Raw genomic sequence first — 15,156 nt, forward strand, 5'->3', positions numbered from 1 at the left:
ACTTTAACTTCGCTACAAAAACCTGTATATACTTCTTATTTTTGTTTTTGCATATAAAAATACTGTTGTAAATAAAACGCGATACCGAAAATTAACATACCAAATACAAATATATTTCCAAATGAACTAAATGTTTCAAAAACGAACAATAGCGTTTCTTGTCCGAAAAAAGCAAATAAAAGTTGTGTAAATGCGAATAACAGTGCCAATATGTAATGATGTTGATGGAATAAATAATGTGTTGCGCCTAAAAAAGCTATAAGCGAAACAATGAAGATCCACCAAGTTTCTAAAAACAATTGCCAATTAGTAAATTGATATCCATTTACTAATATCGCAATAATTCCTATAACTGCCATCGTCGGCACACTCCATAATAATGCACGCCCTCTAAAGAAGCGCGCACCTTTTGCATCTCCTTTTTCATTTGCGATGTATGTTAGCACGACAGTACTTATATACAAAACGGAGAGGATTGTTAACACAATGATAAGCCAAAAATGTAATTGATAATATTCATGTTCTATATTCGTCACAATTGCAGCTAACATACATGGAATAAACATCCCTGTCCAACCATCTATTTTTCTTTCGTTCCAAAACACCGTATTACCAATCCGAATTCCTAATAGCATAAAAATAATGATACCTAGTACAAATAATGTAGTCTTATTCCCTACTAGACTCGTTGAGAAAGCAATTAATCCAATAAATAAAAAAAGAACAAATCCATTCATAATTTCTAGTACAGGTGACAAATATCTTTTCACCCATTTGTATGTTTCTTCATATTCACTATTATTCGCTAAACGATAGGCGTAAAAACTTATCCCAAAATAAACCGCCGCAATAATAACATATGCATATAAGACGAAACATAAAATCGCACTGCTAATTTGCACGTAATTCCCCACCCTTTTTTCTATGTATCACATTGATTTTACACACTCTTCATACTAAAAGTAAACATGTATAAGGTAGTTAAATAATTATCGTACCTATTAGTACTAATTAATAATGAGCAGTGGCTAAAAACCCCTGCTCATTTGTATGAAGATGTCTAACACTAACAAATACAAAAGATTTTTTCGTCTCGGAACTAAAAAATCCCCACTCTAAACTGTTGCACAATTAGCGAGTAAGTTCACTTTCTATTTCCCTTCCACTTCACATATTGATTTAAAAATACAATCGCTTTCTCAATAACCTCTTCGTCTGGTTTTAATTTCGCATGATGTAAACCATATTCTGAATTTACTCCAAGCCAAAACATAAATCCAGGTATCTCTCGAAGCATATACCCGAAGTCTTCACCTGTCATTGCCTCCGTACATGTAATTACGCCCATATTCGTTTGTTCACGTGTAAATTGCATAAACTCTCTCGTTAACTCTTCATGGTTATACACTTGATGATACATCGCTCCGTAGTCAATAACAGCTTCACATTGAAAGGAAGCTTCTATTCCCGCAACAATTGCCTCAATTCGACTTTTAACACGTTTCATTGATTCCACTGATAGCGTTCGAATTGTTCCTTCTAAACGAGACTTTTCTGCGATAATGTTTTGAACTGTACCACCTGTAATTTTCCCAATTGTAATTACCGCACTGTCAAGAGGATTCACATTACGACTAATAACTGATTGAAGTTGTGTAACGAGATGACTCGCTGCAACAATCATATCATTTGCTGTATGCGGATATGCAGCATGTCCACCTTTTCCTTTTAAATCAACGTATAACTCTGATGTATTCGCAAATAATAAACCTTCTTTTGTAGCAATTGTTCCCACAGAGTATTCAGGCGCAATATGAAGTCCAAGAATCATATTAGGCTTCCATTCTTTTAACTCATCGCTTTCTAACATAGGAAGTGCACCACCTGGACCTTCTTCAGCTGGTTGGAATATAAACACAAGATCATCATCTATTCTTTCGCTTACAGCCGCTGTTAGAAGGCCCAAACCGATTGTTGCATGCAAATCATGTCCACATGCATGCATCATTCCTTCATGGACAGAAGAGAATTCATATCCAGTTTCCTCTGTAATAGGTAGACCGTCTATATCTGCACGATAACCTATTATTTTTTCTGGATTTTTTCCATTTACTTTAACAATTACACCTGTTTTCCATGTTCTCACTTCCAAATATTCGTTAGGAAGCGTTCTTATATAATCTAAAATATACTGTTGTGTTTTCCACTCTTTAAATCCGATTTCCGGAATTTTATGTAAATCTCTACGAACTTGGACAAATTTGCTTACTGTCATTTTTGCACCTCTATCTATAAAAAGCGTAAGAGCATATTCATGCTCTTACGCTTTTTGTTTTTTATTTCTCTGGGTTTAATTGACGAAGCTCTTGTTTAATTTCAGTTTTTGCTTTTGTCTTCTCATCAATTTCTTTAATTACACGTGCCGGAGTTCCCGCAACAACTGTATATGGAGGCACATCTTCTGTTACAACAGCTCCTGCTGCTACAACTGCACCTTTACCTACTGTAACGCCTTCTAGAACAACTACATTTGCACCAATTACAACATCATCTTCAACGATAACTGGTTTTGCAGAAGGTGGCTCAATAACACCTGCAAGTACAGCACCTGCACCTACGTGACAGTTTTTACCAACCGTTGCACGTCCACCAAGCACTGCGTTCATGTCGATCATAGTACCTTCACCAATTACAGCACCGATGTTAATTGTTGCATTCATCATGATAACAGCGTTGTCACCAATTTCTACATGGTCACGAATAATCGCGCCTGGCTCAATACGAGCTTTAATACCTTTTAAATCAAGCATTGGAATTGCAGAATTACGACGGTCATTCTCAACTACATAGTCAACAATGTGCTTATTATTTTCATCAAGAATTGTCTTAATTTCAGACCATTCTCCGAATAATACACCAGATTTTTTATTTACAAATGCTTGTACTGTTTCAGGGAATGTTACTTCTTTTAAATCCCCTTTTATGTATACCTTTACAGGAGTTTTCTTTTCACTGTTTTGAATAAACGAAATAATTTCGTTAGCGTCCATCATTTTCATTCTTGTTGCCTCCTAAATCCATTTATAATGTTACTCTACCAAACGATAGAGCGAGTAGCAAGACAATAATCTTATTTTTCCATTTGAATTTCTTCTATAATTTCTAAAAATGCTTGCACTTGTTTCAACTGTCTTGCCGAGTCACTCGTCAATAACCATGTTTCTCTCGTTAATTGAACAGGTGTTTTATACATGTTTTCCTGCACTTCTTTTAAAACAGTCGAAGGTAAAAGAGCATAACCTATTCCATTTAAAACAAGCTGTTTGCACGTTTCAATTTGGTCAACTACAATCGTTCGCTTAGGTGGATTTGAAAATAACCCATACCACCAATTTTGTATTTGTCCATAGTAAGTCGAATCACTTTTAAATTGAATAAATGGTCTATTTGTCTCTTTTAACATCGAAATATCTTTTATTTCTTTATCAACTAAGTATAATTCATCTTCAAATAATTGTTGCTTCTGACCTTTATATTCTTGTGTTCCTCTTAATATGGCGACATGAACGTCTCCTTCATAAAATTGCTTTTGCACTTCACTACTCCAGCCAGTAAACAGAGATATCTTCACAGAAGGATACTTATGCACAAATTTTTTCAAAACAGGTGGAAGCCAATATTGGCCAATGACTGATGCAACAGCTATTTTTAACGTACCGTATGTTTCCGTTCTAAAAAGAGCCAGTTCACTTTTAATATTCTCTTCCCGTTGTAACATTTCTTTTGCATAATTTGCAACTTTTTCCCCTTCAGGTGTAATTGTCAATCCTTTTTGTGAACGAATAAAAAATTTCATTCCCCATTGTTTCTCCATAGATTGTAATCGTTGACTAAGCGCAGGTTGGGAAACAAATAAACGTTCCGCCGCTTTTCTCATATTTGATTCCTGAGCTAACACAACCATCATTTGAAAATCATCAATTTGCAACTTTCTCCCTCTTTCCTTAGCTTCCATACACCTAATTTTAATAAGCATTTCATCCTTAATTTAATTGAATACTTTTATACATTAGAGCGGTTTGTTAGTTCAAACTTTTCTTATGTTTTATATCTTTTTAAATATAATACATACACAACTGATATGCACGAAAAAAAGTGACTTCGCCTTTTCTGTGAAGTCACTTCCCCTACGTTATCGATTATGCTGTCTCACTTTTTTATTCAACAATTTTAAAATAGCCCGACGTGTTAAAATACCCTCGAAGTAACCTTCTTCATTGACAGCGCAAATAAAAGGATGATCAATTGTCATTTCTAAAGCTTTTGCAAAAGAATCTTCTAACATAAGAACTGGAATCTCTTCCTTCATCACTTGTTCCACTTTCATATTATCAAGTCTTTCAAACTCAATGCGCTCTAATCCTAAAATACCATCTAAAATCATAGCAGTACTAATTAACCCATGTAATTTATACATAGGGTCTAAAACAGGAATCGCCGAATATCCAGATTTCACAAGAACGAGTAAAGCATGTTCTAAACCATTCCCTATTTGGACATGTGCTACTTTTTCTGATGAAATCATTAAATCCTTCACAAGAATTTGTTGAAACTCATCTTTCGGAATACTAATCATGTTACATCCCCCATTTCCCCTGCTTATATTCTCCAATCCTATTCACATTTTATGATAGCGTTTTCATATTATTATTTTGTCCTAACATTCTTCTAATAAAAATAAAGATACACAGCTATTTTAGCATATAACATAAAAAAAAGACTACCATTCCGGTAGCACTTAATACCCTTTATTTTTTAATCGGTAAAATAATCTTGTGATTTTTTTATATTGCGTCACATCTGTCTGTTTTAAACCATTCTCAATGTCTGTAAGCTCCACCGCTAAAATTTCGCTCGCGTAATTTTGCTGAAACAGAATATCCAACAATAAATTTTCTTCTTCTCTTGTTAAAACAAATTCCTTTTCCATATGCTCCTCTCCTTGCACTCGTATCATCACTCTCATTATATAAAATTTTCAACTTATTTAATAGATGTAATATTCAGTTTTTGTTAAAAACACTTAACGACTGCAAATATATAGACATCATTTCACATTATTTCGTATATCTGTTCGCATAACTAAATGCCGCATAAGCATCTGGTTTAATTTTTGCTGTTAATCCCATTGCTTGAATTTTCATCGTCATATCTAAAATAAATTCTTTTGTTAAACCATCATTCCCGATATCTAAATGAATTTCCATTATGAATCCTGCTCCCTCTTGAGCGTATGGGTGCAATAAATCCCATATTGTTTGTATATGATTGGGAGTAAATAGATAGGCGATTTCTTGACTAAACTGTGTTTCTAAATATATTTTCTCTCGCAACGTTGCTGGCTTATTTTTCACTGATTTATGATGCAAACATCCCCATGCTCCTTTGCCAACCCGATGAATATGTATCGCTGTAATAAACCTCGTATCCTTTTGATGCGCTTGTGAGTCTGTCCCAATGGATAATCGATATAAATTTCGTGGATCCTTTTCAATGAAATTACAAATGCGGTTAAATACCATATCAAAATTCAAATGTCTCTCTGAAACATTATAAAATGTATGCTCACCGTCCACATAGTCACGTCCTTTCAATTAGACAGACTTTTCGTATTCTCATTGTATGGGACAAAAACAAAAATTATAACTTACTACCCTTTATTCGTTTCAATATTTCGAATTACATAATTACAAAACTTACATGTATAAATTACATTTTGATTAGACTGGGCAGTTAATACATGATTAATTTCAGCATGACTGTGACAATTAGGACAAATAACAATCGGTAAGCGTTCCATCCTTTGCACCTCCTATTAATATTTACTATCATTGTAGGAAAAATGAAAAATTCCTATACATATACATTTATAAAAACCCTTTTATTTAATCGCGACTTAAATTGAAACTTCTACTACCTGTATAGCCCATTAATTAATATAACTAAAAAAGGTACCACCATTTGGCGGTACCTTTTTTATATGTATCAAGAAATGATATCGTAAATCTCAATTGCAACCATATCGATGTTATCGAATTGATACACTTGAGGTTTTTCACCTGGTTGATACACTTCTAACTCATACATTTCACTTTTATCGAAAAATTTCACGCTACATTTGCGCTCACCGTTCACTTCAAAATAGCGTTGTGCTACTTCACCGCTTTCAGCTTGTTCTTGTAGACTAACAAGTCGAGTTAAAATTCCTTGGAGTAGAGACATGAAATCTCTCCTTTCTCTGATCTTCCTACCAATAGGTTTTACAGCTATACTCATTCTATCCGTCATAACAGAAAAAACGTTCCACAATCTAGGATAAAGGTTCTTGGCCAGAAACTCAACTAAAATTTGTCGAAATAAGAAGTAAAAAGATGAAAGAGCATCTTTTTACTTCTTTATTGCGCTTTTTATACTGGCAGAATATAATAAAACACAGAAAAAGGGAGGAATTACAATGAAAAAAATTGAGGTTTATACACAACCTGATTGTCCGCCTTGTACCATTGTAAAAGAATTTTTAAAACATAATAACGTTGTATACGAAGAATTTGACGTAAAAAAAGACGCTGCTGCACGCAATCGTCTTTTATCTGACTATGAATCCTATTCAACTCCAACAGTTGTAATTGACGGAGAAGTTGTCGCAGGTTTTCAAATTGAAAAATTACAACAGCTACTCGGTATAGAATAGGAATAGGCGACACCTATTCCTATTTTCATAATTGTTGTAACCTTTTTATTTCAGTCAACAGTTCCTGACTTTCATGATACCCTGCTAATTTCCATTTTCCATTATCCTTTTGCAATGTCACAATTTGATATTGTCCACTCTTTGCTTGCTCGTAGACATATAAATTTTTATGTTCTTCATCATAAGACATTTTTGTTTCTGAATTAAAGGAAAACGGAGCTTCTTTTGCTGGAAGTAAATATTCACCACTTTGTTTTTCATTTCTACTATTTTCATCTGTAAAAACTTGAAGGAAATTATTTGTAAAATATGGTGATAACGTCTCTATCATCTTATTCATAGGTATTTGCTTCCCGCGAATTGAAAATTGCGTCTCATAACCTTTTTGTATCGTTGTAAACACTTCTTTCCGATCCACTTTCACTTCTTCTTTTCCTAAAACAGTTGTGACACTATAGCCAACTAGAAAGGCAACACATATAAATAGAACAAACCATATTCCATATTTCTTCATTTTTTCACCTTCCTTTTAAAAGAGCTTGTCTTTGTAGTATTCATTGTAACAATGATTATGCAAAGAAAGGGATGATTTCGTTCGTAAAATCTTTACAATGATAGACAGCATTTTCATCATCATTTTCACTATTACCAATTTATGATAAAAACAAACAAAATGCACGAATCTCTTCGTGCATTAAAATAAAACATCTTCTTCATATAAATATTCGTACGATAAATCTATAAATAAAAAGTTTTCATCATCAATCGGGAATGAAAATGTTCGTACCATTTCACCAGTTTCAATATCAGCATATAAATCTGAAAGTCTTGCCTTATTCTCAAAACGCATTTTCATTATATTTTCTAGAAAATACGGGCGCCAGCTCCAGTTCTTCATATAATACTCTGGCATAATGATCCATTCACCATCTTTTTTCATAATATTACCAGATTGTTGGAAACCATCTTCATTACAAATAAATATCCGAAAACTATATTGTGATATACTTTGGCTAAATTGTAATAACCAATCATTTATATCTTCATTCTTTTTTTGTTTTGACAGAACATCACCAATTCGATCACGTAACATCTCTGTTAAATTATAAATTTTTTGCAACTTCTTCTTCTCATGCAGAATAAATTGATGACATTCATTACCAAGTCTCTCTTTTAAAACATTCGTTTCAATAAAATCAGGTAAACATTCTTTCAAATAATTACCTTGATAATATCTACCACCGTTTTTCCAAGCATATTGTAGTTGATAAAAAGCATCAATTTCTTCATATAACAATGTCGCACCAATTCTTCTAGCAAGTAAAGATAAGGAATATAAAATATCTTGATAAGATTGTAAAAGTGCAGTTTGCCTTAAATTTGTTAAATCTACTTTTAAAATATCCGGTGCTAACACGCTAATACGCTCTAAATTACTTGTACCCGTTCCGACTTTATTAATCGAAATTTGAATACCATATGTACGATAATACATGAGTAAATGATTAAATTGTTCTATATCTTCTTTACATTCATGTTCTGTTATTTCCAGAACAATGCGTTGTAAGTTCAAACCTTGTTCTTCATACATCAGTAAAAGTTGAAGTAAACTTTCATCTTCATCATTCATTAAAACATTAGCATTCCGATGTATAAATAATAATAATTTTTGATCCGTTTCTAAATACCTATTTAACGCTTTTTCTACAATGATGTTATCCGCTTCAAGTTGAAACTCACTCGGAATAGAATCATCATGGAAGAAAGATGCTAAACTTTGTATACCCTCTTCTGTTTGAATACGTCCTACAACTTCATATCCAATTACTGTATGCTCATCAGCACTAAAAATAGCTTGATAATAAGGAAGGACTTTATCCAAGTTACTCATTACATCTAATGCATCTATCAACGTGCTTCCCTCCCTTTACTTTTCAAAAATTATAACACGATATTTACGGAAAAATAATAAAAAATCCCTTCAGTTTTCCTGAAGGGATTAGAGGGGTAAAATGCTAAGGGGAATTAGCAATTCTACTATGAAGAAAAAAGAGGTCTTAAATATAACGTATATATCCCCTCTTGTAAACACATTTCTTTTAAGTGTCACAATTTCGTCATATTTTACCACAAAGAAGTGAATAAATCATTCGTTTGTTCATCCCTTTTAAAATGGATATTGATGCAAATGTTGACCACCATCCATTGTCATACAAGTTCCATTTATGTATGCAGCTTCATCTGAACATAAATAATAAGCTAGACCCGCAATTTCTTCTGGTGTACCCATTCTACCAAGTGGAACACTTTGCAATGTACGCTTAGCCATTTCTTCTGAAATCCATAATTTATCGGCACCACCTGTGCGTTCAATTGGTCCTGGTGCGATAGCGTTAACTCGTATCCCATATTTACGCCCCCACTCAACAGCAAGCGTTTTTGTCATTGCTAATACTCCAGCCTTTGCTGCAGCTGAATGAATGACCCCTGGACCTGCATCCCATGCATATGTTGCTACCATGTTAATGATATTTCCTTTTATACCTTTCTCAATCCAATATTTCCCGACAGCTTGGCTGCAATAGAACGTCCCATTTAATACAATATTAATGACCGAATTCCAGCCATTCACAGACAATTCCTCTGCTGGACAAATAAAGTTTCCGGCTGCATTATTTATTAAAATATCAATTCGTCCAAACTTCTCATCAATATGTTCAATCATTTTTTGAATATCATCAGTATTTCGTACATCCATTTGTACAGGTAATACTTGCCCTGGAAACTGTTCAATTTCTAACTTTGCTTCTTCTAGCTTTTCTTTTGTACGCCCTGTAATAACAACTCGTGCCCCTTCTTTTGCAAAACGAGTCGCCATCCCTTTTCCCATTCCACTTGATCCACCTGTTATAATAACTACCTTCTCTTTCACATACATCCCCTCCAAAAAATGAATACACATTCATTTTATCACTTTATTTGATAGAAATCTTTATATTTTTCAATTTTTCTGATATTTTAACGTAAAGAGGTTTCTTTTCGTTCATTTTTTTCGTAATCTATACTACTTTTTTAGTGTTTAAAATATATTTTAAAAAACTGAAGGGGGATTCAAGTAACCTATATATGAAGAAAATTACAAGAAGAAATTTTTTGAAATCTGGAATACGCACTTGTCTATATTCATTTATAAGCGCTAGTATCGGCTATTATTATGCTAAATATATAGAGCCCTATTTGCTTTCTTTTACGCAACACACACTTAAATCACAGCTCATACCAAAAGGGTTTCATGGTATGAAGATCCTTCAATTTAGCGATTTACATCTAGGATACTATTTCTCTCTCCAACATTTATCTCAAATCGTTTCCAAGATTAATGCTGAAAATCCAGATATTGTCCTTTTTACTGGTGATCTCATTGATGACTACCAAACATATACCGAGGCTCCTTTTGTTGCATCCATTTTAAAGAATATACAGGCACCCTTCGGTAAATTTTCTATTTATGGTAACCACGACCATGGCGGATATGGAACTGAATACTATGATCACATCATGCGCGAATCTGGATTTGAACTTTTGCACAATAGCGAAAAGCGAATTCGTTTACTGGATAATAGTGAAATTTCTATTTTCGGGCTCGATGATATGCTACTAGGTAAACCAAAAATAGCGGAAACTTTACAACATGCAAAACAAAATATTTATACCATTGTTCTCGTTCACGAACCAGATATCGCGCCACAAATCGCTACATATCCAATCAATCTTCAACTTTCTGGTCATAGCCATGGCGGACAAGTACAAATTCCTTTTTTAGGTGCTATTATTACCCCGTCGCTTGCAAAAGAATATACTGAAGGTTTCTATAACATTCAAGGTTTGACTCTCTATGTCAATCGAGGTATTGGAAGAACACGTGTCCCATTCCGCTTTATGTCAAAACCTGAAATTACACTCTTCATCCTACAACATTCGTAACAATTCGCCTATTTTCTTACATATCCTTTCTTGTACGCGCTCATCCACGCTTGGTCCACCATATGATAAAAATGAGTCCAGTAAAGGAGGTTTATTCATGTATCCATATTATCAACAGATCCCAGTTCGTTCAGCACCTATTGGCCCAGCAGGCGACTCACGCTTCTTTCCATTTTTCGGTGTTCCATTTCTAGCTGGAATTGCTGGAGGGTTACTCGGTGGAGCATTAGCTTTCGGTCCTAGACCATTTTATCCGCCATATCCACCACCAGCACCTTATCCTTGTTACGGCGGGCCTTGTCAACAACCATACTATTACTAATTTAAAACAACGATTCTTCCAAATATTATTCTCTCAATGAACCGACGCATCATACGCTTATAATAAAAACTATTCTCTCTACTCATTCTTCCATTTACGGAACATATGAGTAGAGAAAAAATAAAAACCTCTTAATTTCGATTAAGAGGTTTTTACTTTTTCTCTATTATTCAGCGTCTGTATTTTGATACGCCATCTTAAATAAATTCACTTGGCTATCAATTTCTTCTATACTACTATTAATTATATAATAATAGTCACCATCTTTATTTTGTTCACGTGTTTTCACATTATCAGCTAAAATCAGCTGTAAAATTGCCTTTATTCTCGCTTTCATTTCAATATCTAAAATTGGGAAGGATATTTCTACTCGTTTTTCCATATTTCGCGTCATCAAATCAGCTGAAGATAAATATATTTTTTCATCTCCATTATGATGGAAATAATAAATACGGCTATGTTCTAAATATCTTCCAACAACACTAACTACACGAATATTTTCACTTACATTCGGAATTCCTGGCCTTAAACAACATGTCCCTCTAACAATGAGCTCTACCTTCACCCCAGCTTGTGATGCTTCATACATTTTTTTTATTAACGGTTTATCTGTTAACGAATTCATTTTAGCGATAATATATCCATTTCCATATTGTCTATGGTAACGAATTTCCTCATCTATTAACTCCATAAACTGCTCTCTTATATCAAACGGGGCAACAGATAAATGATGAAAATGCGGTTTTTTTGTATAACCACTCAAATAATTAAAGAAATTTGTTGCATCTACACCAAAGTCTTTTCGCGATGTAATATATCCAAAATCGGTATACAACTTCGCTGTTGCATCATTATAATTTCCGGTTCCAAGATGTACAAACCTTTCAATTTTTCCGTTTCTTCTTCTTACAACTAACGTAATTTTACTATGCGTTTTCAAGTGACTTACTCCGTAAATAACGTGACATCCGGCCTGTTCCAATTCTTTAGCCCAATTAACATTATTCTCTTCATCAAACCTCGCCTTTAACTCAACCAATACCGTCACTTGTTTTCCTTTTTCAGCTGCTACCTTTAGCGCCTGAATTATTGGAGAATCTCCACTTACACGATATAATGTTTGTTTGATTGCAAGTACATTCGAATCATCTGCCGCATCACGGACAAAATCAACGACTGGCTGAAACGACTCAAAGGGATGGTGTAATAAAATATCATGTTCTATCGCTTTTTCAAATACATCTTCCTCATCACCTAAATCTTGAGGAGGTTGAGGAATAAGAGCTGGATATACAAGATGTTCATATAAAGGCGCTAATTTTTTATATAAGGAGAATAAACATGTTAAATCTAACGGTCCATCCATCATGTACACATCTTCATCTTTTACTTCCAACACCTCATACAATAACGCTAACACTCTTTCATCAATGTGTTCTTTACCCACTTCTAAACGAACGGCAGCTCCCCACTTACGCTTTTTCAATTCTTTTTCAATTACTTTTAATAAATCGCGTGCACCTTCTTCATGGATTGTTAAATCCGCATTACGTGTAATACGGAAACGAGTAACAGGTGATACGTTATATCCTGTGAATAATTTATGAGTAAAACCACTAATTACATCTTCTAATAAAATAAATTTATGTTTTTGCCCTTCACTCGGTAAAAATATGAAACGCTCCAGTAAAGAAGGCACTTGGACAATTCCTAACTTCGTGCGATTTTCTTCCTCTGCCTGCTTCTCATCGTATAAAATAGTAGCTAAATTCAAGCTTTTATTTAATAACATAGGAAATGGACGATACGCATCAATAGCTACAGGAGTTAACACTGGAAAGATTTGTTCATCAAAATACTCTTCGATAAATTCCCTCTGCTCTTTCGTCAAATCATGGAATGTTAGACGCTCAATCCCCTCTAGTTCAAGCGCTGGCAATATGTAACCTTTAAACGTATCGTACTGTACAGTCATTAAGTCATGCGCTTTTATCGCAATCTTATTTAACTGTTTCTTCGGTGTTAAACCTGCTTTATTTTCTGGCTGATTAAATCCGGCACTTACTTGATCTTTCAAACCTGCTACGCGCACCATAAAAAACTCATCTAAATTTGAACTGAAAATACTAATAAACTTTAATCTTTCTAAAAGTGGATTATTTTCATCTTGCGCTTCTTGTAGTACACGTTCATTAAAAGCTAGCCAGCTCAACTCGCGGTTATTATAATACGCTGTGTCATTTAAATTTACTAAATTCCCCTTTAGCAATTCCATTCTCTTCACACTTCCCTTTGAAACTTTTTCACTATAATTTAGTTGCTTTTATTTTATCAAATTACAATATTCCAAAGTGTTAATTTTTTGTAAAGACATCCGTACAACTTAACGTTTTGATTCGAATGATAAGTAAATATTTGTTTTCAATACTCTTTCTAGCTGCTTTTTTTGTTTTTCAGCTTGCACTTTTTCCGCTAATGCCGATTGCTCACATACAATTCTAAATGTTAATCCTTCTTTACTTTCTGTTATAGATATCGTTTCAACAAGCGCTCTTTGTCTCACATTTAAAGCAGCTGAAAATTGCAAAACAGCTCCTAATAACCGGATTTTTTTTTGTTCACTTTTATCAAACCATCCTTCAAATGGGGCAAAATGTTGTTTAAATAACATTTTTGATTTGTACGAAGCAATAAGCGCTAATCTAACTCGATCTTTATGCATCATGCCATCAATTGTTTTATTCGCTAGTAAATAAAACGTATGTAAGCGGCTCGCTTCTTCATCAATGTACTTCCCTATATTAAATACTTTCGCCGCTTGATGGAATATTTCCCAGTCTTTTTCCGACATAGAAATAAGTCCTGATCCTTCAAGTTGTTTACAAATCAATGTTCCTTGTTTAATAAGTTGAATTACAAATTCCATATCCATTTCGTATTCATATGATAATAAATATAAACTTTCTTCTACTACGTTCGGATAGTACGAAATCCCCAAATTTTTCGCTAATTCTTCATAAAAAACACCTTCTCTTAATCCTTTTTTACTCAATACAAATGCCGGTGCCTCTATAACATTAACAAGCATATGAAAGACTTCGACCGCTGGAATAATTGTATCTGCTCGATCTTTTGCTAACCCCTCCATCTTTTGAAGCTCTATGAACGACAATTCTTTTAATCCCTCTTTTACATGTTTAATATCTTCTTCTTTCATTTTGTATAAATGTAATCCAGCTATAGGATAACAAATTAAATTTTGATGGATTTTTACCATATTCCTCGCACTCCCCCCAATTGCGATAAGGGGTAATTTTTTATCGATTAACCATGGTAGCGTTCGAAATTGATACCATAAATAATTTTTTATTTCCTCTAACTCTTCTGTAGTAGGAATATCACCTTGAATAAATTGTTGCTTTAAAGAAAGTGCTCCAAAAGGAAAGCTATGATATTCTAAAATTTCTCTATTTCGAAAGTATGTAACTTCTGTACTCCCCCCACCAATATCAACTGTAATTCCTTCTGAAAATGAAGTGGAATTCATAACTGCTAAATAACCGTAACGTGCTTCTTCATATTCTGATAAAACTCTAAGAGTAAAATCTGTTTGCCCTTCAACAAGTTTTTTAATTTCAACTTGATTCTCAGCCTGTCTAATTGTTGCCGTTGCAACACAAAGTACATGATGCAGCTTATGGAATCGTGTACTTTCTTGAAATTGAAATAATGTTTGTAATAATACTTCTATTCCTTCTTCACTTAATACACCATTTACTAAATAATTTCTTAACCTAGCGACCACTTTCGTATTTTCAATCTCTTTATAAAAACCCCCGCTTTGTTTTTCATAAATAACTAAGCGCATTGTATTAGAACCAATGTCTATAATGGCATATTGTAGTTTTAATATTTCTTTCAAACTTCTCACTCTTTCATTATCAAATTTCTGAAACATATTCTATCACTATTATACAAAATAGTTGTTTTTTGTAACAATATTGCTTTAATATTGAAAATATATACAATTACTTTTTGCATATAATAAAAACCCATTTTATTTATGCTATAATAAGGAAAAATTGAAAGGAGATTCAAT

Annotated in this window: 17 protein-coding genes; 3 read left to right on the forward strand and 14 right to left on the reverse strand. The window is 33.6% G+C overall.

From position 1 onward, the window contains the following. Positions 1-35: 35 nt before the first annotated feature. The 9 genes from BWGOE10_RS19945 to BWGOE10_RS19980 all read right to left on the reverse strand — a co-directional run bounded on the left by BWGOE10_RS19945 (position 36) and on the right by BWGOE10_RS19980 (position 6,282). Positions 36-902: a cytochrome C oxidase assembly protein gene (locus BWGOE10_RS19945; protein ID WP_070144675.1), complete on the reverse strand. Its 867-nt coding sequence runs from the start codon at positions 900-902 to the stop codon at positions 36-38. Positions 903-1,144: 242 nt separating this feature from the next. Further along, positions 1,145-2,275 (reverse strand): N-acetyldiaminopimelate deacetylase, encoded by a 1,131-nt coding sequence (locus BWGOE10_RS19950; protein ID WP_070144676.1) that lies wholly within the window; start codon positions 2,273-2,275, stop codon positions 1,145-1,147. A gap of 61 nt (positions 2,276-2,336) precedes the next feature. Further along, on the reverse strand, positions 2,337-3,059 hold the full coding sequence (gene dapD, locus BWGOE10_RS19955) for a 2,3,4,5-tetrahydropyridine-2,6-dicarboxylate N-acetyltransferase (RefSeq protein ID WP_002014841.1): 723 nt from the start codon (positions 3,057-3,059) through the stop codon (positions 2,337-2,339). Positions 3,060-3,130: 71 nt separating this feature from the next. Beyond that, positions 3,131-4,015, reverse strand: a complete 885-nt coding sequence (locus tag BWGOE10_RS19960) for a LysR family transcriptional regulator (protein ID WP_070144677.1) — start codon at positions 4,013-4,015, stop codon at positions 3,131-3,133. A 177-nt stretch (positions 4,016-4,192) separates the two neighbouring features. Further along, the gene (gene cbpB, locus BWGOE10_RS19965; RefSeq protein WP_070144678.1) at positions 4,193-4,636 is read right to left on the reverse strand and encodes a cyclic-di-AMP-binding protein CbpB; all 444 of its coding nucleotides are present in this window, start codon (positions 4,634-4,636) and stop codon (positions 4,193-4,195) included. Positions 4,637-4,798: 162 nt separating this feature from the next. After that, the gene (gene abbA, locus BWGOE10_RS19970; protein ID WP_002145987.1) at positions 4,799-4,990 is read right to left on the reverse strand and encodes an antirepressor AbbA; all 192 of its coding nucleotides are present in this window, start codon (positions 4,988-4,990) and stop codon (positions 4,799-4,801) included. A 127-nt stretch (positions 4,991-5,117) separates the two neighbouring features. Then, a complete protein-coding gene (locus BWGOE10_RS19975; protein WP_070144679.1) occupies positions 5,118-5,636 on the reverse strand; it encodes a ribonuclease H-like YkuK family protein in 519 nt (172 codons plus the stop codon). Positions 5,637-5,710: 74 nt separating this feature from the next. Continuing rightward, a complete protein-coding gene (locus BWGOE10_RS32950) occupies positions 5,711-5,860 on the reverse strand; it encodes a hypothetical protein (protein ID WP_002160670.1) in 150 nt (49 codons plus the stop codon). Positions 5,861-6,045: 185 nt separating this feature from the next. Next, entirely contained in the window at positions 6,046-6,282 is a 237-nt protein-coding gene (locus BWGOE10_RS19980; RefSeq protein ID WP_070144680.1) for a YkuJ family protein, read from the reverse strand. Between the two features lie 232 nt (positions 6,283-6,514). Here BWGOE10_RS19980 and BWGOE10_RS19985 point away from each other — a divergent pair, with 232 nt between their 5' ends. Beyond that, positions 6,515-6,751, forward strand: coding sequence for a glutaredoxin family protein (locus tag BWGOE10_RS19985; protein WP_070144681.1), 237 nt, complete (start codon positions 6,515-6,517; stop codon positions 6,749-6,751). Between the two features lie 25 nt (positions 6,752-6,776). On the opposite strand, the gene BWGOE10_RS19990 is transcribed toward BWGOE10_RS19985, so the two are convergent. The 3 genes from BWGOE10_RS19990 to fadH all read right to left on the reverse strand — a co-directional run bounded on the left by BWGOE10_RS19990 (position 6,777) and on the right by fadH (position 9,683). Then, positions 6,777-7,265: a DUF3993 domain-containing protein gene (locus BWGOE10_RS19990; protein WP_070144682.1), complete on the reverse strand. Its 489-nt coding sequence runs from the start codon at positions 7,263-7,265 to the stop codon at positions 6,777-6,779. A 180-nt stretch (positions 7,266-7,445) separates the two neighbouring features. Beyond that, positions 7,446-8,663 carry an EAL-associated domain-containing protein gene (locus BWGOE10_RS19995; protein WP_002111513.1) on the reverse strand — a complete coding sequence of 406 codons (1,218 nt, stop codon included), beginning with the start codon at positions 8,661-8,663 and terminating at the stop codon, positions 7,446-7,448. 255 nt (positions 8,664-8,918) lie between these two features. Further along, on the reverse strand, positions 8,919-9,683 hold the full coding sequence (fadH, locus tag BWGOE10_RS20000) for a 2,4-dienoyl-CoA reductase (protein ID WP_070144683.1): 765 nt from the start codon (positions 9,681-9,683) through the stop codon (positions 8,919-8,921). Positions 9,684-9,877: 194 nt separating this feature from the next. Between fadH and BWGOE10_RS20005 the strand changes: the two genes are divergently transcribed. Then, positions 9,878-10,735, forward strand: a complete 858-nt coding sequence (locus tag BWGOE10_RS20005) for a metallophosphoesterase (protein ID WP_070144684.1) — start codon at positions 9,878-9,880, stop codon at positions 10,733-10,735. A gap of 97 nt (positions 10,736-10,832) precedes the next feature. After that, the gene (locus tag BWGOE10_RS20010) at positions 10,833-11,057 is read left to right on the forward strand and encodes a hypothetical protein (protein ID WP_070144685.1); all 225 of its coding nucleotides are present in this window, start codon (positions 10,833-10,835) and stop codon (positions 11,055-11,057) included. Positions 11,058-11,223: 166 nt separating this feature from the next. Here the strand turns inward: BWGOE10_RS20010 and BWGOE10_RS20015 are convergent, their stop codons facing one another. Next, positions 11,224-13,332 (reverse strand): polyphosphate kinase, encoded by a 2,109-nt coding sequence (locus tag BWGOE10_RS20015; RefSeq protein ID WP_070144686.1) that lies wholly within the window; start codon positions 13,330-13,332, stop codon positions 11,224-11,226. A 108-nt stretch (positions 13,333-13,440) separates the two neighbouring features. Next, the gene (locus BWGOE10_RS20020) at positions 13,441-15,015 is read right to left on the reverse strand and encodes a Ppx/GppA family phosphatase (RefSeq protein ID WP_081338187.1); all 1,575 of its coding nucleotides are present in this window, start codon (positions 15,013-15,015) and stop codon (positions 13,441-13,443) included. Between the last annotated feature and the right edge of the window lie 141 nt (positions 15,016-15,156).

This window comes from Bacillus mycoides (assembly GCF_001757995.1).
GTDB lineage: Bacteria > Bacillota > Bacilli > Bacillales > Bacillaceae_G > Bacillus_A > Bacillus_A mycoides_B.